This window comes from Rhizobium sp. NRK18 (assembly GCF_024385575.1).
In the GTDB taxonomy this organism is placed as follows: Bacteria; Pseudomonadota; Alphaproteobacteria; order Rhizobiales; family Rhizobiaceae; genus JANFMV01.
Map to the genome: position 1 here is coordinate 2,021,959 of NZ_JANFMV010000001.1, position 20,278 is coordinate 2,042,236.

Genomic DNA, 20,278 nt, shown 5'->3' on the forward strand with positions numbered 1-20,278 from the left:
TCTTGCCTGTTAATGTCTAAACGCTGGAAGTGTAGCCATGGTCGCCCCGCGGCATTATTTCGACTGGAACGCCACCGCGCCGATGTTGCCGGCAGCGCGTGACGCCGTCGTTGCGGCGCTTTCCCAGTTCGCCAACCCGTCGTCCGTTCATGGCGAAGGCCGGGCGGTGCGGGCTTCGATCGAAGCTGCGCGTCGGCAGGTGGCCGCACTTGTCGGCGCCGAACCCGCGCATGTGACGTTTACGAGCGGTGCTACGGAGGCCGCCAATCTCGTGCTGACGCCCGACTTTCGCATGGGGCGCACACCCTTGAAGGCAGGGCGGCTTTATTTCTCGGCAATCGAGCATCCGGCGATCGGTGAGGGTGGGCGTTTTGCCAAGGGCGCGATGACGGAAGTGCCGGTGACGTCTTCTGGTGTCATCGATCTCGAAGCGCTGGAAAATCTGCTTGCCGCTCACGACAAGGCGGAAGGGCTGCCGCTGGTCGCGTTGATGCTGGTCAACAATGAGACAGGTATCGTGCAGCCGGTCGCCCGGGCAAGCGAGATCGTCAAGGCGCATGGCGGCATGCTTGTCGTTGATGCGGTGCAGGCGGTCGGCCGTATTCCGGTCGACATGGCAGACCTCGGCGCCGATTTCCTGATCCTGTCGTCGCACAAGATCGGCGGCCCCAAGGGGGCGGGGGCGCTCGTCACGCGCGGCGAAATCCTGATGCCGGCGCCGTTGATCCGTGGCGGCGGCCAGGAAAAGGGTCACCGCTCGGGGACGGAGAATTCGACCGCCATCATCGGCTTCGGCGTTGCCGCAAGAGAGAACAGGGCCGAATTGACCGAGCGCAATCAACGCATCGGCCTGTTGCGTGATCGGCTCGAGGCCGGCATGCGCGACGCGGCAAATGATGTGATCATTCACGGTCAGGACGAGACAAGGGTTGCCAATACCAGCTTCTTTACTTTACCGGGTCTGAAGTCGGAGACGGGGCAGATTGCATTCGACCTCGAAGGCGTTGCGCTTTCGGCCGGATCGGCCTGCTCGTCGGGAAAAGTCGGCGAGAGCCACGTGCTCGTGGCCATGGGAAAGGATGCGCGCCTTGGCGCCCTGCGTCTTTCCATCGGTCCGTCGACCACCGACGAGGATATCGAGGCGGCGCTCGCCGCCTTTCGCAAAATCGCCGGGCGGCGCAAGCCGGCCGGGCAGGCGGCCTGAGGGCAGCACGCAGAAAAATTGAGAATTGCCAGATTTCTTCCACCCAAGAGGGTGAAATCTCGGTATCGGAACAATAGATAGAGGGCAGATCGCCACATCTGCCGTCAAACGTTGACAAGCTGCCGGACCTTGGACCCGGCGAGATTGGAGAACGAGAATGGTAGCCGTTCAGGAAACGATCGATCAGGTGCGCCGGATCGATGTCGACCAGTACAAATACGGTTTTGAGACACTTATCGAAGTCGACAAGGCCCCCAAGGGTCTGTCGGAAGACGTCATCCGCTTCATTTCCGCCAAGAAGCAGGAGCCGGAGTGGATGCTGGAATGGCGCCTTGCCGCCTATCAGCGCTGGCTGACGATGGAAGAGCCCACTTGGGCGCGCGTCAATTATCCGAAGATCGACTTCAACGACATCTACTACTATGCCGCGCCGAAATCGGCCGCCGGCCCGAAGTCGCTCGACGAAGTCGATCCGGAGCTGCTGGCGACCTACGAGAAGCTCGGCATTCCGCTGAGAGAGCAGGAAATTCTCGCTGGCGTGCAGAAGTCGAAGATCGCGGTCGATGCCGTCTTCGATTCGGTCTCGGTCGTCACCACTTTCAAGGAAGAGCTGAAGAAGGCCGGCGTGATCTTCATGTCGATCTCGGAAGCCATGCGCGAGCATCCCGAGCTGGTGAAGAAGTATCTCGGCACCGTCGTGCCGGTATCCGACAACTATTATGCGACGTTGAATTCGGCGGTCTTCACCGACGGTTCCTTCGTGTACGTGCCGAAGGGCGTTCGTTGCCCGATGGAGCTTTCCACCTATTTCCGCATCAACGAGAAGAACACCGGCCAGTTCGAGCGCACGCTCATCATCGCGGAAGAAGGCGCCTACGTCTCCTATCTGGAAGGCTGCACAGCGCCGCAGCGTGACGAAAACCAGCTGCATGCCGCTGTCGTCGAGCTCGTTGCGCTGGATGATGCGGAGATCAAGTATTCCACCGTCCAGAACTGGTTCCCTGGCGACAAGGACGGCAAGGGCGGCATCTACAACTTCGTCACCAAGCGTGGCGATTGCCGCGGCAAGAACTCCAAGATTTCCTGGACGCAGGTGGAAACCGGTTCGGCGATCACTTGGAAGTATCCGTCCTGCATCCTGCGCGGCGACGGTTCGCGCGGCGAGTTCTACTCGATCGCCGTTTCGAACGGCCATCAGCAGGTCGACAGCGGCACCAAGATGATCCACCTCGGCAAGAACACGTCGAGCCGCATCATCTCCAAGGGCATTTCCGCTGGCGTCTCGCAGAACACCTATCGCGGTCAGGTGTCGGCCCACCGCAAGGCGGAGAACGCCCGCAACTTCACCCAGTGCGACAGTCTTCTGATCGGCGACAAGTGCGGCGCTCACACCGTGCCCTATATCGAGGCGAAGAACTCGACGGCGCAGTTCGAGCACGAGGCGACCACGTCGAAGATCTCCGAAGACCAGCTGTTCTACTGCCTGCAGCGCGGCATTCCGGAAGAAGCGGCGATCGCGCTGATCGTCAACGGCTTCGTGCGCGAAGTCATCCAGGAACTGCCGATGGAATTCGCCGTCGAGGCGCAGAAGCTGATCGGCATCTCTCTGGAGGGGAGCGTGGGGTAATGGATTCGGTCGGCCTGACATACTACGCGATTGTCTGCGGCGGTCTCGCCGTTCTCCTGGAGAGAATTCCGGGAAGGATGATGCGCCTGGTTGTCGGGCTGGCGGTCGGAGCCATCTCCGCCTCTATTCTCCCTTTCATTCGAACCGTTTTGTGAATTTGAACTGAAGATCGCGCTGAGCCTGCTCGCGCATGAAGACAGGAAACAACCATGCTTGAAATCAAGAACCTGCACGCACGCATCGCCGAAGACGGCACCGAAATCATCCGCGGCCTGAACCTGACGGTCAAGGCTGGCGAAGTGGCCGCCATTATGGGCCCGAACGGCTCCGGCAAGTCGACGCTGTCCTACATCCTTTCGGGCCGCGAAGACTATGAAGTCACCGATGGCGACATTCTCTACAACGGCGAGAGCATTCTCGAACTCGACCCGGCCGAACGCGCCGCCAAGGGTATCTTCCTCGCCTTCCAGTATCCGGTCGAAATTCCCGGTGTCGCCACCATGCAGTTCCTGAAGGTGGCAATGAACGAGCAGCGCAAGGCGCGCGGCGAAGAGGAACTTTCGACGCCGGACTTCATGCGCCGCGTCAAGGAAGCTTCGGCAGAGCTCAAGATCGCGCCGGAAATGCTGCGCCGTCCGCTGAACGTCGGTTTCTCCGGCGGTGAGAAGAAGCGTGCTGAAATCCTGCAGATGGCTCTGCTTGAGCCGAAGCTCTGCGTGCTGGACGAAACCGATTCCGGTCTCGACATCGACGCCCTGAAGATCGTCGCCGACGGCGTCAACGCACTGCGTTCGCCCGACCGCGCCGTGATCGTCATCACCCACTACCAGCGCCTGCTCGACTACATCGTGCCGGACACCGTCCACGTTCTCTACAAGGGGCAGATCATCAAGTCCGGCGACAAGACGCTGGCCCACGATCTGGAAGCCAACGGCTACGCCGACATCATTGAGGCGGCCTGAGGCCCGAGCGGAAACGGTACAAGGATTTTGATCATGAACATGCAAGCTCAGACCAGGCTGACGGCCGCCGAAACGGCGCTGATCGAAGCCTATGGCGGTCTGTTCGGCCAGCTGCCGGGCGACGGCGCGGTGACGTCGACGCGTGACCGGCTGATGCACGAGCTGAAGCTGGCCGGTCTGCCGACCCGCCGGATCGAGGCCTGGCATTATACCGACCTGAAGACGCTGCTGAAGTCCGTCCCGGCAAGTGCCGGCGACGAAAGTGCTGCCGTGGCCGCGCCGCTGGTCGCCGGAGCCTCGGTGCAGGCGATCGTTCAGGGCAAGGCCGCACTCGACGGTGCGATCGACGGCGTGGCCATCAAGGCCTATGCCGCGGCGCTGGCAAGCGGCTCGGCCGCCGAAGCGCTTTCCGTCTCTGACGCAGATGACGCGATTGGCCGGATCAATGGTGCTTTCGTCCGTGACGGACTGATCGTCGACGTCGCAGCCGGTGCGGAAGTCGATCAGCCGATCGAGCTGCAGTCGGTGCATGCCGGCGGCCAGGTTCACGGCCGGATCGCCGCGACCTTTGGTGCCGGCGCCAAGGCGACCGTTGTAGAGCGTCACATCTCGGCCGATGGAGCGTCTGCGGCCCTCGTGTCATCGGTCAGTGACATCAAGCTCGAAGACGGCGCCGAGGTCACCTGGATCATCGTCCAGGCGCAGGGCGCTGACGACACCCATCTCGGCCAGATCAACATAGATCTCGGCAAGGATTCCAAGCTGTTTCTGTTCGTGCTGAATGTGGGCGGCAAGCTCGTGCGCCAGGAAATCCATGGCGTGACGACCGGCGAGGGCGCCGACCTGAAGCTGCGCGGCGTCAACCTGCTCGGCGATGCCACCCATACGGACGTGACGCTGACGCTCGGTCATGACCTGCCGAACACGACCTCGACGGAAGTCATCCGCAACGTGGTGTTCGACAATGCTCGCGGCGTTTTCCAGGGCCAGATCCGCGTTGCGCCGGATGCGCAGAAGACCGATGCCCGCATGGCCTGCAACACGCTGCTCATGTCGGATGACGGCGAGTTTTCGGTCAAGCCGGAGCTCGAGATCTTCGCCGACGACGTGCAGTGCGCACATGGCGCCACCGTTGCCGACATCGACCACACGCATCTCTTCTACCTCATGGCCCGCGGCATCTCCGAAGCGAAGGCGCGCGGCCTGCTGATCAAGGCGTTCGTCGCCGAGATCGTCGAGGAACTGGAAGACGAGGCCATCGTCGAGGCGCTGGAAGGCGTCATCGACAGCTGGCTGGAACAGCGGGCCTGAGGAAGCGATAAGCAGGATGGACCAGATGGCACCCATGAGCGGACCTTACGACGTCGAGGCGATCCGGAAGGATTTTCCGATCCTCTCTAAGACGGTCTACGGCAAGCCGCTGGTCTATCTCGACAACGGCGCATCGGCCCAGAAGCCGAAAGTCGTGATCGACGCGATCTCGCACGCCTATTCGGACGAATATGCGAACGTGCACCGCGGGCTGCATTTTCTCTCCAATGCCGCGACCGACGCCTATGAGGCGGCGCGCGAAAAGGTGCGCCGCTTCCTGAATGCCTCATCGGTCGACGAGATCGTTTTCACCAAGTCCTCGACGGAAGCGATCAACACCGTCGCCTATGGCTATGGCATGCCGAATATCGGCGAAGGCGACGAGATCGTCATCTCGATCATGGAACACCATTCCAACATCGTGCCGTGGCATTTCATCCGCGAGCGACAGGGCGCCAGGCTCGTCTGGGTGCCGGTGGATGAAGCGGGCGCCTTCCATATCGAGGATTTCGAGAAGTCGCTGACGGAGAAGACCAAGCTCGTCGCGATCACCCACATGTCCAATGCACTGGGAACCATCGTTCCGGTCAAGGAAATCTGCCGCATCGCCCATGAGCGCGGCATTCCGGTTCTGATCGACGGCTCGCAGGGCGCCGTCCACATGCCGGTCGACGTTCGCGATATCGATTGCGACTGGTATGTGATGACCGGCCACAAGCTTTACGGTCCGTCGGGCATCGGCGTGCTCTATGGCAAGAAGGAGCGGCTTGCCGCCATGCGGCCGTTCCAGGGCGGCGGCGAGATGATCCTCGACGTCTCGGAAGGTGCCGTGAGCTACAACGAGCCGCCGCACCGTTTCGAGGCCGGAACGCCGCCGATCGTGCAGGCGATCGGTCTCGGCTATGCGCTCGATTACATGGAATCGATCGGCCGTGCGTCGATCGCCGCGCATGAGGCCGATCTGGCCGCCTACGCACAGAGCCAGCTGTCGGCGATCAACTCGCTGAAAATATTTGGCACGGCGCCGGACAAGGGCGGAATATTCTCCTTTGAGCTCGAAGGCATTCACGCCCATGATGTGTCGATGGTGATCGACCGGCGGGGCGTCGCCGTTCGCGCCGGCACCCATTGTGCCCAGCCCTTGCTGAAGCGCTTCGGCGTGACATCCACTTGCCGGGCCTCGTTTGGCCTCTACAATACAAGGGCGGAGGTCGACGCGCTGGCCGAGGCGCTCGAATATGCCCGCAATTTCTTCGCCTGAGGTGATGTTGATGAGTGAGACCGGAACGGAAGAAAAATGGGATGCCCGCGACGGCATCGTGACCTCGACGATCCCTTCGGAGGAGATCGCCAGGCTGTCCGATGACATAATCGCGGCGCTGAAGACGGTCTATGATCCGGAAATCCCGGCCGACATCTTCGAACTCGGGCTGATCTACAAGGTCGACATCGAAGATGACCGCATGGTCAAGATCGTCATGACGCTGACGGCGCCCGGCTGCCCGGTCGCCGGCGAAATGCCCGGCTGGGTGGAAAACGCCGTTGGCGCCGTCGAAGGCGTTTCGGGCGTTGAAGTGGAAATGACGTTCGATCCGCCGTGGTCGCCGGACCGCATGTCGGAAGAGGCGCAGGTCGCGCTCGGCTGGTATTGATCCACCGCCGGCCGACGCCTACATCTTGAAACGGAAGCACCGGGCCTTGAACCCGGTCGTGGAAGGAGCAGACAGAATGGCATTCGAAGTCATCACCCTGACCGATGCGGCAGCCGACCGTGTGAACGCGATCGTCGGCAACAGCGGCCCCGACGCCAAGGGCATCCGCGTTTCCATCAAGAAGGGCGGCTGTGCCGGGATGGAGTATTCGGTTGATCTCGTGCGCGAGCCCGATCCGAAGGACGACAAGGTCAGCCGCAACGGCGCCAGCGTCTGGATCGATCCGTCTGCCGTCCTCTACCTGCTCGGCACCGAGATGGACTATGAAGTCACGACGCTCCGCTCCGGATTCACCTTCCGCAACCCCAACCAGAGGTCCGCCTGCGGCTGCGGCGAATCCGTCGAACTGAAGGCCGCCGACCTCGCCGAACTGGCACGCCAGCGGGAAGGGGCCGGGGCTTAATCCCGGCTATTCTGCTGCATGCCATTGGTGCAACGGTTGCCCTCTGTAACCGCAGGACGACGGAACGGCTGTGAACCTGGAACGAAAACTTCGCCGCCTGCTAAGCAGCCTGACACGGCATGTGTTTCGCCTCGTTATTTTCACCCAGCGTCACCGGGAACCGCGAGTTGCGTTTGAGCGCACATGGTTCCTTCTCCTCAAGACAAGGCCGTTTCTCTGGGCATTGAGAAACGGGTATTATGCTCAGCGCGGGTCCTGTATCCGGACGGACCTGATGGGCATGTACTGCGATTTTGCCCCAGGATTGTACGCGTCGGTCAAGACCGTCGTTCCTGCGGAGCTGATTTCGCTTCTCGCCGGCGGCGGACCTCTTGCCGTCATGGATTTCCATCAACGGCATACCGGCGTGACCAAGTGCCTTTGTTCTCTGGGCATTGAGCATTATCGGCTGGTCGCAAACGTGCCGCAGATGGAGCAGAAAGTGCGCTCTCTGGGATTCGATTTGTCCGTGGTTCATTTCGTGGAACGATCTGTCGCCAGCCTCGCTCAACTGAGGACACTCGCACTGCAGCGCAATGTTGTCTGCTGCTCGGTCGATTTCAAGTCGAGCGGCAAGTACGAGTATCTCAGCCCCGCAATGGTGGTTGTGATGGAACGAATTTCGATCCCGGTCGTCTTTTGCAAGACCCATGTCACGGAGGATGGGGTAATTCATCTCAACTACATGATGTGCCCCAATGGTCAGGATGCGGAGCAATCCCTGGCCTCGGCAATCCGCTTTTTCAATTCCACCCCGGGGGACAGGCGGAGTTTCACGATATCAAAATTCCAGAGGTGACAGCCTGCTGTCTATGAACTCAGCAATTCATGAAATTGGCTGATATCCTTGTCCTTGTCGATCTTGTTGACGTCTATGGTGACGTTGAATTCTTCTTCAACCAACATGATGAACTCCACAAGTTCCAGGGAGTCCATTCCTGAGGATTTCAGCGGCTTGGAAATGTCCATGCGTATCTCCGACGCATTGAGATAGGTCTGCAGAAACGAGTCGAATTCACTCTTGGTGGCGGTCACGTTGCACCTTTGAATTGCAGGAAAACCGATGGGAGCATTTCAGGTCTGGGCAAGTTGCCCCAGTTGATGTTTTCGTGGGCTGACTGAACGGCCGTGATCCAGTGGCTCGCAAGCTGGAGAGACAGAGCCTGGCCGGCGCAAATATGTTTCCCCGCTCCGAACACCAGGCTCCTTCCTGACTTGGTGGCGGCGTAATCGACCGTCCACGGAAGCATCAGAATAATCTGGTCGCCGGGGAGAATTTCGATGTCTCCGATTTTCGTCCCGGCAACGGCAATCCGGCTGATGTAATTGACCGGCGCCGATCTGGCGAACATCTGGCGGGGACCGAGGGATCTTATCTGGCTGGCTCTTTCGTCAGTCGGTAGCGACGCAAGCCAGAGACTGAATGCCGACAGCGTGCCGATGAGCGGGTCGCGCCCTTGGAGAACGTAGCTCAGGAGAAGTGGGGTTATGTCCTCTTTCCCGGTCCGGGCTATTTCCCGCACGAGGTTTTTGACCTGTATTTCCTTCTCCTTGAGCTGCGACCGGGAATGGAAGAATTCCATTATGCTTGAAGCGCTCCCGCTCCAGGTGTCCGGCCTCAGATCTTCGCCCAAATGATGTCGAATGATCAACGCGATTGCCCCGTCAACATAATCTCCAGCGAGGTATTGAAGGGACAGCTTCTCCGGCTTTGCAGATGCCGTCGCAAATATCTGTTGCGCGAGATCGGACAGAAGGGGAGCGACTGCTGCCTCCGCTTCTGTCAGGGCTGCCATGAACGTCTGACGCGGTACCGAATGTTCTTTACCGTCCTTCTGCATCGGATTTTGATTCAGAAAATGCTCGACGATCGAAATGGATGCCTCTTCAGACTTCAATACCTGGGCAATTGCACCGGCTATACGCGGCTGGTGGAAGGCGTGACTGGTCAAGACGGCGCGGCATAACCGTTCACTGCGAATGACGATGATGCGTTCGTTGCCGCCTGCAAAGACGGCATGTTCTTCTGATCCGTCTTGAATTTTGTCTGTGACAATCGGTGGCCGAGCGGCAATGGCCATATTAATGAATTTATATGCGTCCAATGAAATCATCAGATGCTATTCCTGTCACGAAAGAAAGAAGCAGACGGTTTCGGCGCCGGTCGAAATCTTCGAACGCAGATATTCAATATTAAAAGGATTAAGATATTAAAGCATAAAATTTGGGTCAGCCAATGGGACCATTATTGGGTAGATACCCGATCTAATCGCCATGCCTTCCGCCGAACTTGTGTTGCTTGAGCCGCTGATCATGGGCGGATCACAGGGGAGGGCACGGTCAGGGGTGGAGGGAACGTCCCACTCCTGCAGGCGGCGCCGATGCGCCTTCATCTGAAGTCGGAGTCGAGAAAATGCGCCGGCGGCGGGTTGGAGATGCTTGACCGCTTGTTGCGCTTTTGCTTGCGATATTTCGCAACGCTCATGGATCGTCTGTCGCCGGCTGCCGTATTGAAGAATTCGATCATCGCCTCCGCAGCTGCAACCGCATCGTCGATCTGCATGACCGCAGAATGGAGCAGGTGCATCCGCCCATCTTCATCGACATGAGACTTGAGAAAGACGACGGGTATGGCGTTCAGGCGGGCAACCTCCAAGACTGCGGGGCTGACGAATTTGTATTCGTCTTGCCATTTGAAATCGATAGAACAGCAAATTACCCGCTTGTTCCTTGCCGCGCTCCTGAGAAAGACGAGGCTGCCGGCGTTCCTTCGTACCGAATGAATGAGGGTTTCATCAAGGCCGATGCTGCGGGCTTTGGACCGCACATAGTCGGGGTCGGCCACGACCCTGTAATGTTCCACGCCCGCCTCGCACAGGCTTTTGGTGACGCCTGGATGTCCCTGGTGAAAGTCCACGATCAACAGAGGTCGATTTGCCCTCAGGATTTCCTCAATGGTCGGCGAGGACATGCTCCTGGCCTGACCATAGAGATGGGGCGCGTACCTCGAGTACATGCCCATTATCTGGGTCTGCAGTGTGCTTTGTCTGTCGGTGAACAGGCTGTGGCGAAGACAGAACTTGAACAGCTCGAATTTCTGGAGGGTTTTCCATGTTCTTTGAAACCCTTCCTCATCCGCGGACCCGGAATGCTGCCTGACGACGGCATTAAACAGAAGGCGTGCGAAACTGTTCGAAAGCCGCCGCAAATTCCGCATTCCAAACAAGACGACCTCGTGACCGCTCGAGATATGACGACGTGGATGCTGAACGAGTTTCGGCGACGATCCCCTCATCGCCGGACATCTCAAGCAGAAATTCATGAAATGGTGAGCGCGCAGGGATTCGAACCCTGGACCTACTGATTAAAAGTCAGTTGCTCTACCGGCTGAGCTACGCGCTCCCAAGGCGAAGGATTCTGGCCCCCGCTGGAATGGCGCGGAACATATTGGCGAGGTGGTATATGGTCAACCCATAAAATTGCATTTTGCCTGGCGAAAATCAAAGGTCATTTTGGGCCTCTTGCCTGTGGCAATAAGTTGACTGGCATGTGATCGTCCGACGCTTTATTGAGGCCTTTGACGTGGCCTGTTTGAAGCGGGCCGGATTGTGAATGCCTGAACTGCCGGAGCCGGTTACCGTGTCGATTGCTGAAATTTCGCTCCTGAGTGCGCTCCTCGCCGGCGCTCTGTCCTTCCTGTCGCCCTGCGTGCTGCCGCTGGTGCCGCCGTATCTCTGCTACATGGCAGGCGTTTCGGTCGAGGATTTTCGCGGCGGTGCGAACGGGACCGCATCGGCCACGCGCCGCACCGTGATGCTGTCGGCGCTGTTCTTCACGCTCGGATTTGCGACGGTCTTCGTTGCGCTCGGGGCAGGGGCGTCGACCATCGGCCAGCTGTTGCGCCAGCATCTCGATGTCCTCGCCAAGATCGGCGGTCTGATCATCGTCGTGATGGGTCTGAATTTCCTCGGTGTCTTCCGGCTCGGTTTCCTGGCGCGTGAGGCACGGTTCCAGGGCGGTGGCAAGCCGGCGACGCTGTCGGGCGCCTATATCATGGGACTGGCGTTCGCCTTCGGCTGGACGCCCTGCATTGGGCCGGTTCTCGGTGCCATCCTCGGGGTCGCCGCCTCGCGCGACACCGTCGGCGACGGTGCCTTCCTGCTTGCCGTCTATTCGCTTGGCCTTGCCATTCCGTTCTGGATTGCAGCCAGCTTCTCGGGCGCCTTCATGCGGTTCCTGTCGCGTTTCCGCAAGCATCTCGGCCTCGTCGAGAAGGTCATGGGCGCGCTCCTGGTGCTCACGGGCCTTGCCTTCATGCTCGGATATATCAGCGATCTGGCGATCTGGTTCCAATCGACCTTTCCAATCCTGTCGCAAATCGGCTAACTGCTTACCGTTGATCGCGGAATGATTGCAGGCAAGACGAGCGCATGGGGAATATTGTCGGACTACTGGCGCCTTTTTTCGGGTTGATCATCGTCGGCTTCGTGGCGGCCCGGATCACCAGGCAGGATCAGGCTGCGCTCGGCTGGATGAACACGTTCATCATCTATGCCGCGCTGCCAGCGCTGTTCTTCAAGCTGGTTTCGGGCACACCGATCGAAGAGCTGACGCGTTTCGACTTCATCCTGACCGATCTCGGCGCGACCTATCTGATCTTCATCCTGGTCTTCGCCGTCGGCTATATCATCCGGCGCAATTCACTGGCCGACTGCACCATCCAGTCGTTTGCCGGGGCTTACGGCAATATCGGCTACATGGGGCCCGGGATCGCGCTGCTGGCATTCGGCGAAAAGGCGGCCGTTCCCGTGGCGCTGATCGTCTGCTTTGAAAATGCGCTGCATTTCGTCGTGGCGCCGGCGATGATGGCGATGGCCGGCGATGACAAGCGCGGTCCGCTGCAACTGGTCGTGGCGATCGCGCAGAAGGTTTTCCTGCACCCGTTCATCCTGTCGGCTGCCGCAGGCTTCGTCGTTGCGGCCTCCGGTCTGCAGGTGCCGGCCGCGTTCCAGAATTTCGTCAATTATCTCGCCCAGGCGGCCGCACCCTGCGCGCTGTTTGCCATGGGCGTGACCTTGGCGCTGAGGCCGGTCAAGCGCGTGCCTGCGGAAATCTACTATATCGTGCCGGCCAAGCTGATCCTGCATCCGATCGTCGTCTATCTGGCACTCGCCAGCGTCGGCGGTTTCGACCCGGCGTGGATCTATTCGGCGGTTCTTCTGGCCGCCCTGCCGACGGCAACCAATGTCTTCGTCATCGGCCAGCAATATGGGGTCTGGCAGGAGCGGGCGTCGGCGACGGTATTGATCACTACGACGCTCTCGATCGTCAGCGTCACGGCGCTGCTCTACGTGATCGACAGCGGCCTGTTACCGCCCGAGCTTTTCCCGTAACGCTCTCGGAAGCGAGAATATCCCGCCGCCCGGCTGTACGCCTTCGCGCATCACGAGGTGGCGCAGCGGCGAAACCGTGTCAAGCACGTGCAGTCCGGCCGCGCGCAGCATCTGTACCGGCAGGAAACCGGAGAGAAGAGTGCGATTGAGGAGATCGACGCTGGCGGTCCGGCTCATGATGTCGGCGCGGCGCTTCCAGTCGAAACGGGTACCGGCGTCGGCGGTAACCGGCTTGTTGCCAGACGGTGCCAGAGCGTCGGTCAGCGCGATCACATCACGCAGGCTGAGGTTGAGGCCCTGGGCGCCGATCGGCGGAAAGACGTGGGAGGCTTCGCCGACAAGCGCGATGCGGCCCTTGCCGAATCGGTCGGCCATCAGGCCCGAGAGCGGCCAGGCCTGGACGCCGTCTTCGACGTACACGCGTCCGAGCAGCGATTGCATGCGGTCTTCGACCTTGCGGCTGAGTGCATCCAGCGGAAGAGCCATCAGATCGTCCGCCTGCTCGGGCTTCACCACCCAGACAAGGCTCGATCGCTTGCCGCCGGGCAGGGGAACCTGCGTGAATGGTCCCGTTTCGGTGTGAAATTCCGTCGAGATGTTTTCATGCGGCCGATCGTGGGCGAAATTCAGCACGATTGCCGATTGCGGGTAGGACCATGTGCGGCTGCCTATGCCGGCGCTGGTGCGAACCAGCGAATTGCGGCCGTCGGCGCCGACGACGAAGTCGGCCACGAACGCACTTCCGTCGTCAAGGGTGACGGCCACGGCCGCATCGGTGATGTCGATCGCCTGCGCCTTCGCCGTCAGCCGCTCGATATTGGGCTCGGCGGCGATCGCCGTTTCAAGGATGGCGTTGAGCGCGCTGTTGGGGAAATTGTACCCGAATGCCTCAAGATCGATGTCGCCGGCACGGAAGGAAACGACCGGTGCGCGCAGGAGACGGTCCGTGCCGTCGATGATCCGCATGTGCTTGAGACCGGCGGACTGCGCCTTCAGGTCCTGCCAGATGCCGAGACGGTCGATGAAGGCAATGGACTGGTCCATGAGCGCCGTGGTGCGCCTGTCATCCCGGTTCGCCGGCGGCGCAACGAACGCCACCTTGCGGCCCGCCCTGGCCAACGCCAGCGCTGCCAGCGAACCCGCCGGGCCGGCTCCGATAACACCGATTTCATAATCGCTCATGACCGCCACCTGTCACTTTCGTCTCTTCCGCATATTGCCTCTATTTAGCGCCGGCCGGTGCGCAAATCCATGGGGCGGAACGGCGCAGCCGTCAGATTGTATCCCCTTGGCCCGATTCATTTTTGTGCTGTACGTTACAGGCAAATACAGTATCAGGACTCACATGTGTGGACTTCGGGGCCCTGTCCTCGAAGTGCCGGCCGAAAAAGGGTGGGAACGGCGAACATGAAGATCTTCAACTACAGGCGGGTGCCCTATGCGGAAATCCGGGCGTTCTCCGTCCATATCCTGACGGCGTCCGGCTCGTTTCTGGCCTTTCTCGGCGTCGTGGCGGCGGCGGAACTGCGCTTCATCGACATGTTCTGGTGGCTCGGGCTGGCGCTCGCTGTCGACGGCATCGACGGACCGATCGCCCGCAAGCTGAAGGTGAAGGAGGTCCTGCCGAACTGGTCGGGCACGATGCTGGACAACGTCATCGACTACGTCACCTATGTGCTGCTGCCGGCCTTCGCGCTCTACCAGAAGCACATGATCGGCGAACCCTGGTCCTTCGTGGCAGCCGGCGCGATCGTCATGTCGAGCGCAATCTATTACGCCGACATGGGCATGAAGACCGAGGAGAATTTCTTCTCCGGCTTCCCGGTCGTGTGGAACATGGTCATCTTTTCGCTGTTCGTGGTGGATGCCAGCGAGAATGCCGCCATGGTGGTGATCTTCGTCTCGGTGATCCTGACCTTCCTGCCGATCAACTTCCTGCATCCCGTTCGGGTCGAGCGGCTCCGGCCGCTCAATCTCGGCATATTCCTGCTCTGGTGCCTGTTGGGCGGCATATCGCTTCTCAGGCATTTCGAAATGGCATCCTGGATGGTGTGGTTGTTCATCGCTTGTGGTATCTACCTCTACGTGATCGGAGCGGTACTGCAATTCTTTCCGAATCTCGGGAAAAAGTCAGTCTAGACCAGGAAAAACCACTTCTCGCCACACTGATAATGCTTAGTTTGTTGCGAGATTCCGATTGTATGGCGGGATATTCCGCCGACCGCAGACGCTAGCGGGAGAGGGTATGAGGAAGATAATTGTCACGCTGCTGGTCCTTGCTTGCGGGAGCTTGGGGATGACGGCGGCACGGGCCGATGACAAGCCGAAGATCTGTTTCATCTATGCCGGGTCCAAGACCGACGGTGCCTGGAGCCAGGCCCACGAGCAGGGTCGGCAGGCGCTGCAGGAGAAGTTCGGCGACAAGATCGAGACGACCTACCTGGAGAACATTCTCGAGGGTCCGGAGGCCGAGGGCGTCATTCAGAAGCAGGCCGCTTCCGACTGCCAGATGATCTTCGCAACCTCATTCGGCTTCATGGAGCCGGTCTTGAAGGTGGCTGCGGACTTTCCGGACGTAAGGTTCGAGTATGCCAGCGGCTACAAGGTCTCAGGCAATGTCGCCACCTATACCTCGCGTTTCTACGAGGGGCGCTACATCGCCGGCCAGATAGCGGCCAAGGTTTCGAAGAGCGGTGTCGCAGGCTATGTCGCGTCCTTTCCGATTCCCGAGGTCATCCGCGGGATCGATGCGTTCCTTCTCGGCGCCCGTTCCGTCAATCCTGAGTTCAAGCTGAAAGTCGGCTGGGCCAATGCTTGGTTCGATCCCGGCGTCGAGGCCGATGTGACCAAGGCGCTGATATCCGAGGGCGCCGACGTCATCACCCAGCACACCGATAGCGCCGCGCCGATGCAGGTGGCCGAGGAAATGGGCGTCAAGGCGTTCGGCCAGGCCTCCGACATGATCTCGGTCGGTCCGCATGCGCAGCTGTCGGCGATCATGGACACCTGGGGCGCCTATTATATCCGCCGCGTCCAGGCCTTTCTCGACGGCAAGTGGGAGGCGCAGCGGAGCTGGGAAGGGTTGGCCGACGGTATTCTGACGATGGCGCCCTACACCAACATGCCGGACGACGTGAAGGCGATGGCCGAGGCGACCGAGAAGAAGATCAAGTCCGGGGAGCTCAAGCCTTTCAGCGGGCCTATCCACAAGCAGGATGGCAGTCTCTGGCTTCCGGATGGCGAGACGGCAGACGACCGCACGCTTCTGGGGCTGAATTTCCTGGTCCAGGGCGTGGAAGGCGAGATGCCGCACTGACGTGCGGCAATCGCCTCAGCGGTCCAGTCGTCACCTTAGAATTCCCTTAGCGACAACCTAATTCTGTTGCTATCAATCCCGGCGGCCTGTCGAATGACTGTCGGGTTTCATCCCGCCCACGGGCATGTGGCGAACGATCAATTCGGAGAAGAGAGAATGAACGACCGTACCTGTCTCGCGATCGTCCTTGCCGCCGGCGACAGCACGCGGATGAAATCGAGCAAATCGAAGGTCCTGCATCCGATTGCCGGGCGCCCGATGATTGCCCATGTGATGGCCGCAGTGGCCGCCACCGGGATTGCGGATGCGGCTCTGGTGGTCGGCCGCAATGCCGATGAGGTGACCAAGGCAGCCTCGGTCGAAGGCTTGTCCGTCGAGGCGTTCCTGCAGACCGAGCGGCTTGGAACCGGACATGCTGTGCTTTCGGCACGCGACGCGATCGCGCGTGGCTATGACGATATTCTCGTGACCTATGGCGACGTGCCGCTGGTGACTGCCGCGCCGTTTCTCGCAGCCCGCGAGGGGCTTGCCGCCGGCAATGACGTCGTCGTCATCGGATTCGAGACGGCCAAGCCGACCGGCTATGGCCGGCTGATCGTCGAAAAGGGTGAGCTTCTGGCGATCCGCGAGGAAAAGGATGCGACCGACGAGGAGCGAAAGATCACCCGCTGCAACAGCGGCCTGATGGCGATCAACGGCCGGAAGGCGATTGAACTTCTCAGCCGGATAGGTAACCAGAACGCCAAGGGTGAGTATTACCTGACGGACCTCGTCGAGATCGCCCGCTCACTCGGCGGCCGGACATCGGTGGTCGATGCGCCGGAGGCAGAGCTCGCCGGCTGCAACAACCGCGCCGAACTGGCGATGATCGAACGCTTCTGGCAGGAGCGCCGTCGCCATGAACTCATGGTCTCCGGCGTGACGATGATTGCCCCGGAAACCGTGTTTCTCGCCTATGACACCGAGATCGGCCAGGACGCGCTGATCGAGCCCAACGTCGTGTTCGGCCCGGGTGTGACGATCGATGGCGGCGCGGTGATCCATGCATTCTCGCATATCGAGGGCGCACATGTTTCGGCCGGGGCGTCGGTCGGGCCGTTTGCGCGGTTGCGGCCGGGCGCGGATCTGGCGGAAGGGTCGAAGGTCGGAAATTTCTGCGAGGTGAAGAATGCCGATATCGGCAAGGGCGCCAAGGTCAACCACCTGAGCTATATCGGCGACGCGTCCGTCGGGGCCGATGCGAATATCGGCGCCGGCACAATCACCTGCAATTACGACGGGGTGAACAAGCACCATACGGATATCGGGGCAGGGGCATTCATAGGGTCCAACTCCGCGCTTGTCGCCCCGGTCAATATCGGCGCGAATGCGCTTGTCGCTTCGGGCAGCGTGATCACGGAGAACGTTCCCGACGAAGCGCTCGCGCTCGGCCGCGCCCGCCAGGAGGTGAAGCCGGGTCGGGCGACCGTGATCCGCGAGCGCAACCTTGCCATCAAGGCCGCCAAGAAAGCCGCGAAGGATGCCGGCCGCTAAGGTCAGCAGTGACGGAGGCAATTTGTCCATTAACCTGCCGAAATTCAATGTGAATCGGCAAGTATTGCGTATTGCGCCGGAATGGTTAGGAGTGCGGCAACCGAGTGAAAAGCGCAGGGTTGTTGCATGTGCGGAATTGTTGGAATTGTCGGCAAGTCGCCGGTCGCGGAACGGCTGGTCGATGCGCTGAAGCGTCTGGAATATCGCGGTTATGATTCCGCTGGCGTTGCGACCGTTCATGACGGCGTAATGGATCGGCGGCGGGCGCCCGGCAAGCTCTTCAACCTGGAAAAGAAGCTCGATGGCGAGCCGCTGGCTGGTCTTACGGGCATTGCGCACACCCGCTGGGCGACGCATGGCGTTCCCAACGAGACCAATGCGCATCCGCATTTCGTCGACGGTGTTGCCGTGGTCCACAACGGCATCATCGAGAACTTTTCCGAACTGCGGGATGAACTCACCGCCGCCGGCGCCGTCTTCTCGACGCAGACCGACACCGAAGTCGTCGCGCATCTGGTGGCGCACTATCTCAAAGCCGGCATGTCCAACCGCGAGGCGGTTCTGGCGACGCTCGGGCGGGTGACCGGCGCGTTCGCGCTGGCGGTGATGTTCCGCAATGATCCCGGCACCATCATCGGTGCGCGCTCCGGTCCGCCGCTTGCCATCGGCTATGGGCGGGGCGAGATGTTCCTCGGTTCCGACGCGATCGCGCTCTCGCCGTTCACCAGCGAGATTACCTATCTCGCCGACGGCGACTGCGCTGTGATCACGGCCGAGGATGCGGAGATCATCGACTTCTCCGGCAAGCCGGTCAGCCGTGCGCGGCAGATCTCGCAGGCGACTGCCTATGTCGTCGACAAGGGCAACCACAAGCATTTCATGGAGAAGGAAATCTACGAGCAGCCCGAGGTGATCTCGCATGCGCTCGGACACTACGTAGACTTCTCCACCAATCGCGTCTCGAAGGTTGCCGAAGGGATCGACTTCGCTTCCGCGACGGGTCTGGCGATTTCCGCCTGTGGCACGGCCTATCTCGCCGGATTGATCGGCAAGTACTGGTTCGAGCGTTATGCGCGCTTGCCGGTCGAAATCGACGTTGCGTCGGAGTTCCGCTACCGCGAGATGCCGCTTTCGCCCTCGCAGGCGGCGCTCTTCATTTCGCAGTCCGGCGAGACGGCCGATACGCTGGCGTCGCTGCGCTATTGCCGCGAGCAAGGGCTGAAGATCGGTGCGGTCGTCAACGTGACCGAATCGACGATTGCCCGTGAGGCGGACGCCATCTTCCCGACGCTTGCCGGCCCGGAGATCGGGGTCGCCTCCACCAAGGCGTTCACCTGCCAGCTCGGCGTACTGGCGTCGCTGGCGATCGCGGCGGCCAAGGCGCGCGGCACGATCGATGCGGCGGACGAACAGGCCATGGTCAAGCACCTCGCCGAAATGCCGCGCATCATGTCGCGGGTTCTGAACCTCATCCAGCCGCAGATGGAATCGCTGGCGCGCGAACTGTCCCGCTGCCGGGACGTGCTCTATCTCGGCCGCGGCACGAGCTATCCGCTGGCCATGGAAGGCGCGCTGAAGCTCAAGGAAATCTCCTACATCCACGCCGAGGGCTATGCCGCTGGCGAATTGAAGCATGGTCCGATCGCACTGATCGACGAAAACATGCCGGTGATCGTGATCGCGCCGCATGACCGGTTCTTCGAGAAGACCGTCTCCAACATGCAGGAGGTCGCGGCGCGCGGCGGCAGGATCATCTTCATCACCGACGAAAAGGGCGCTGCGGCATCCAACCTGCCGACCATGGCGACGATCGTCCTGCCGAATGTCAACGAGATCATCGCGCCGATGGTCTTCTCGCTGCCGATCCAGCTGATCGCCTACCATACCGCCGTCTTCATGGGCACGGACGTCGACCAGCCACGCAACCTCGCCAAGTCGGTCACGGTGGAATAAGAGACATCGTCCGGCGGAACGACGTCCTGCGCTTTTTGCCGATTCGTCAACGACTGCTGCTGCCAATGCGGGGAACATATTTTGGGCGTCTTGTCCTCTGTCTGGAGACGGTTGCGGAGCACATGGCGGCGTCCAAAAGGAGGGCAGGGCGAGGGCCACCGGAAGGCCTCGGCCGAGGAACCGGCGCTGTCATTCGAATCGTCGAGCGCTCTGTTCGAGGCAATGGCCGGTGCCGCCGAAATCTATGGAGAATACGGCGCCGGCAAGTCGACGATCTGGGTTCACCGGAATACCTCTGCAGAGATCATCTCCGTTGATACGAATGCGCAGTGGCTGTCGACAGTGGAAGATGCTGTCGGCCCGTCAGACCGTCTTCAGCTCCGGTACGTGGACGTCGGTCCCGTCGGTGAATGGGGGCGGCCGGACAGTTACGCCAGGCGGGATTCCTTCGACGGCTATCTCGAGGCAATCTGGAAATGTGATGCCAAGCCACAAGTGGTCCTGATCGACGGCAGATTTCGCGTCGCGTGTTTCCTGACATGCCTGAAGAATGCCGACCCGGGCACCGTGATCCTCTTCGACGACTATGCCTACAGGCCCTACTACCACATTGTCGAAGAGATTCTTCCGCCCCAGCAGCGTACCGACAGAATGGCCGTTTTCATCGTTCCCGAGCAGCGCGACTTTCCGCGCATAGCGGAGATGCAGGGCATGTTCAGGATGGTCATGGACTGAAGCTTTTGGAGGCCTGCGTCGACATAGCTGTTGTAATGCCCGGTCGCTTCCGGCATTGTCTTGAAGGCTGCCCGCCCATCCTCCTTAAAA

Annotated in this window: 19 protein-coding genes and 1 tRNA gene; 15 read left to right on the plus strand and 5 right to left on the minus strand. The window is 60.6% G+C overall.

Features of this window, described 5'->3' with window-relative positions; all coding sequences use genetic code 11:
* Positions 1–37 precede the first annotated feature (37 nt).
* The 8 genes from NN662_RS09355 (at position 38) to NN662_RS09390 (ending at position 8,057) form a co-directional block, all read left to right on the plus strand.
* The gene (locus tag NN662_RS09355; protein ID WP_261930014.1) at positions 38–1,204 is read left to right on the plus strand and encodes a cysteine desulfurase family protein; all 1,167 of its coding nucleotides are present in this window, start codon (positions 38–40) and stop codon (positions 1,202–1,204) included.
* A gap of 157 nt (positions 1,205–1,361) precedes the next feature.
* Positions 1,362–2,831: a Fe-S cluster assembly protein SufB gene (sufB, locus tag NN662_RS09360; protein ID WP_261930015.1), complete on the plus strand. Its 1,470-nt coding sequence runs from the start codon at positions 1,362–1,364 to the stop codon at positions 2,829–2,831.
* Positions 2,832–3,040: 209 nt separating this feature from the next.
* Positions 3,041–3,793 (plus strand): Fe-S cluster assembly ATPase SufC, encoded by a 753-nt coding sequence (gene sufC / locus NN662_RS09365; protein WP_261930016.1) that lies wholly within the window; start codon positions 3,041–3,043, stop codon positions 3,791–3,793.
* Between the two features lie 33 nt (positions 3,794–3,826).
* Positions 3,827–5,104, plus strand: coding sequence for a Fe-S cluster assembly protein SufD (sufD, locus tag NN662_RS09370; RefSeq protein WP_261930017.1), 1,278 nt, complete (start codon positions 3,827–3,829; stop codon positions 5,102–5,104).
* A gap of 16 nt (positions 5,105–5,120) precedes the next feature.
* Positions 5,121–6,365: a cysteine desulfurase gene (locus tag NN662_RS09375; RefSeq protein WP_261930018.1), complete on the plus strand. Its 1,245-nt coding sequence runs from the start codon at positions 5,121–5,123 to the stop codon at positions 6,363–6,365.
* 10 nt (positions 6,366–6,375) lie between these two features.
* Positions 6,376–6,756 (plus strand): SUF system Fe-S cluster assembly protein, encoded by a 381-nt coding sequence (locus NN662_RS09380; RefSeq protein ID WP_261930019.1) that lies wholly within the window; start codon positions 6,376–6,378, stop codon positions 6,754–6,756.
* Positions 6,757–6,832: 76 nt separating this feature from the next.
* Complete coding sequence (gene sufA, locus NN662_RS09385; protein WP_261930020.1) at positions 6,833–7,219, plus strand: Fe-S cluster assembly scaffold SufA; 387 nt, start codon at positions 6,833–6,835, stop codon at positions 7,217–7,219.
* 274 nt (positions 7,220–7,493) lie between these two features.
* Entirely contained in the window at positions 7,494–8,057 is a 564-nt protein-coding gene (locus tag NN662_RS09390; protein WP_261930021.1) for a hypothetical protein, read from the plus strand.
* 11 nt (positions 8,058–8,068) lie between these two features.
* Here NN662_RS09390 and NN662_RS09395 read toward each other — a convergent pair whose 3' ends face one another.
* From NN662_RS09395 to NN662_RS09410, 4 genes are all read right to left on the minus strand, one after another.
* Complete coding sequence (locus tag NN662_RS09395; RefSeq protein ID WP_261930022.1) at positions 8,069–8,293, minus strand: phosphopantetheine-binding protein; 225 nt, start codon at positions 8,291–8,293, stop codon at positions 8,069–8,071.
* Positions 8,290–9,372 carry a cytochrome P450 gene (locus NN662_RS09400; protein WP_261930023.1) on the minus strand — a complete coding sequence of 361 codons (1,083 nt, stop codon included), beginning with the start codon at positions 9,370–9,372 and terminating at the stop codon, positions 8,290–8,292. The genes NN662_RS09395 and NN662_RS09400 overlap by 4 nt, the downstream gene beginning before the upstream one ends.
* Before the next feature lie 275 nt (positions 9,373–9,647).
* On the minus strand, positions 9,648–10,229 hold the full coding sequence (locus NN662_RS09405; RefSeq protein WP_261930024.1) for a hypothetical protein: 582 nt from the start codon (positions 10,227–10,229) through the stop codon (positions 9,648–9,650).
* Positions 10,230–10,584: 355 nt separating this feature from the next.
* Positions 10,585–10,660: transfer RNA gene (locus tag NN662_RS09410), tRNA-Lys, on the minus strand.
* Positions 10,661–10,897: 237 nt separating this feature from the next.
* Between NN662_RS09410 and NN662_RS09415 the strand changes: the two genes are divergently transcribed.
* Positions 10,898–11,644: a cytochrome c biogenesis CcdA family protein gene (locus tag NN662_RS09415; protein WP_261931917.1), complete on the plus strand. Its 747-nt coding sequence runs from the start codon at positions 10,898–10,900 to the stop codon at positions 11,642–11,644.
* 44 nt (positions 11,645–11,688) lie between these two features.
* The gene (locus tag NN662_RS09420; RefSeq protein ID WP_261930025.1) at positions 11,689–12,651 is read left to right on the plus strand and encodes an AEC family transporter; all 963 of its coding nucleotides are present in this window, start codon (positions 11,689–11,691) and stop codon (positions 12,649–12,651) included.
* Here NN662_RS09420 and NN662_RS09425 read toward each other — a convergent pair.
* Positions 12,628–13,833: a UbiH/UbiF family hydroxylase gene (locus tag NN662_RS09425; protein ID WP_261930026.1), complete on the minus strand. Its 1,206-nt coding sequence runs from the start codon at positions 13,831–13,833 to the stop codon at positions 12,628–12,630. The two genes, NN662_RS09420 and NN662_RS09425, sit on opposite strands and share 24 nt — an antisense overlap.
* 225 nt (positions 13,834–14,058) lie before the next feature.
* Between NN662_RS09425 and pcsA the strand changes: the two genes are divergently transcribed.
* From pcsA to NN662_RS09450, 5 genes are all read left to right on the plus strand, one after another.
* Positions 14,059–14,790 carry a phosphatidylcholine synthase gene (gene pcsA, locus NN662_RS09430; RefSeq protein WP_261930027.1) on the plus strand — a complete coding sequence of 244 codons (732 nt, stop codon included), beginning with the start codon at positions 14,059–14,061 and terminating at the stop codon, positions 14,788–14,790.
* Between the two features lie 106 nt (positions 14,791–14,896).
* Complete coding sequence (locus NN662_RS09435) at positions 14,897–15,967, plus strand: BMP family ABC transporter substrate-binding protein (protein WP_261930028.1); 1,071 nt, start codon at positions 14,897–14,899, stop codon at positions 15,965–15,967.
* 156 nt (positions 15,968–16,123) lie between these two features.
* Complete coding sequence (gene glmU, locus NN662_RS09440) at positions 16,124–17,500, plus strand: bifunctional UDP-N-acetylglucosamine diphosphorylase/glucosamine-1-phosphate N-acetyltransferase GlmU (protein WP_261930029.1); 1,377 nt, start codon at positions 16,124–16,126, stop codon at positions 17,498–17,500.
* Between the two features lie 126 nt (positions 17,501–17,626).
* Positions 17,627–19,453, plus strand: a complete 1,827-nt coding sequence (gene glmS / locus NN662_RS09445) for a glutamine--fructose-6-phosphate transaminase (isomerizing) (protein WP_261930030.1) — start codon at positions 17,627–17,629, stop codon at positions 19,451–19,453.
* 222 nt (positions 19,454–19,675) lie between these two features.
* Entirely contained in the window at positions 19,676–20,188 is a 513-nt protein-coding gene (locus tag NN662_RS09450; RefSeq protein ID WP_261930031.1) for a class I SAM-dependent methyltransferase, read from the plus strand.
* Positions 20,189–20,278: the final 90 nt, after the last annotated feature.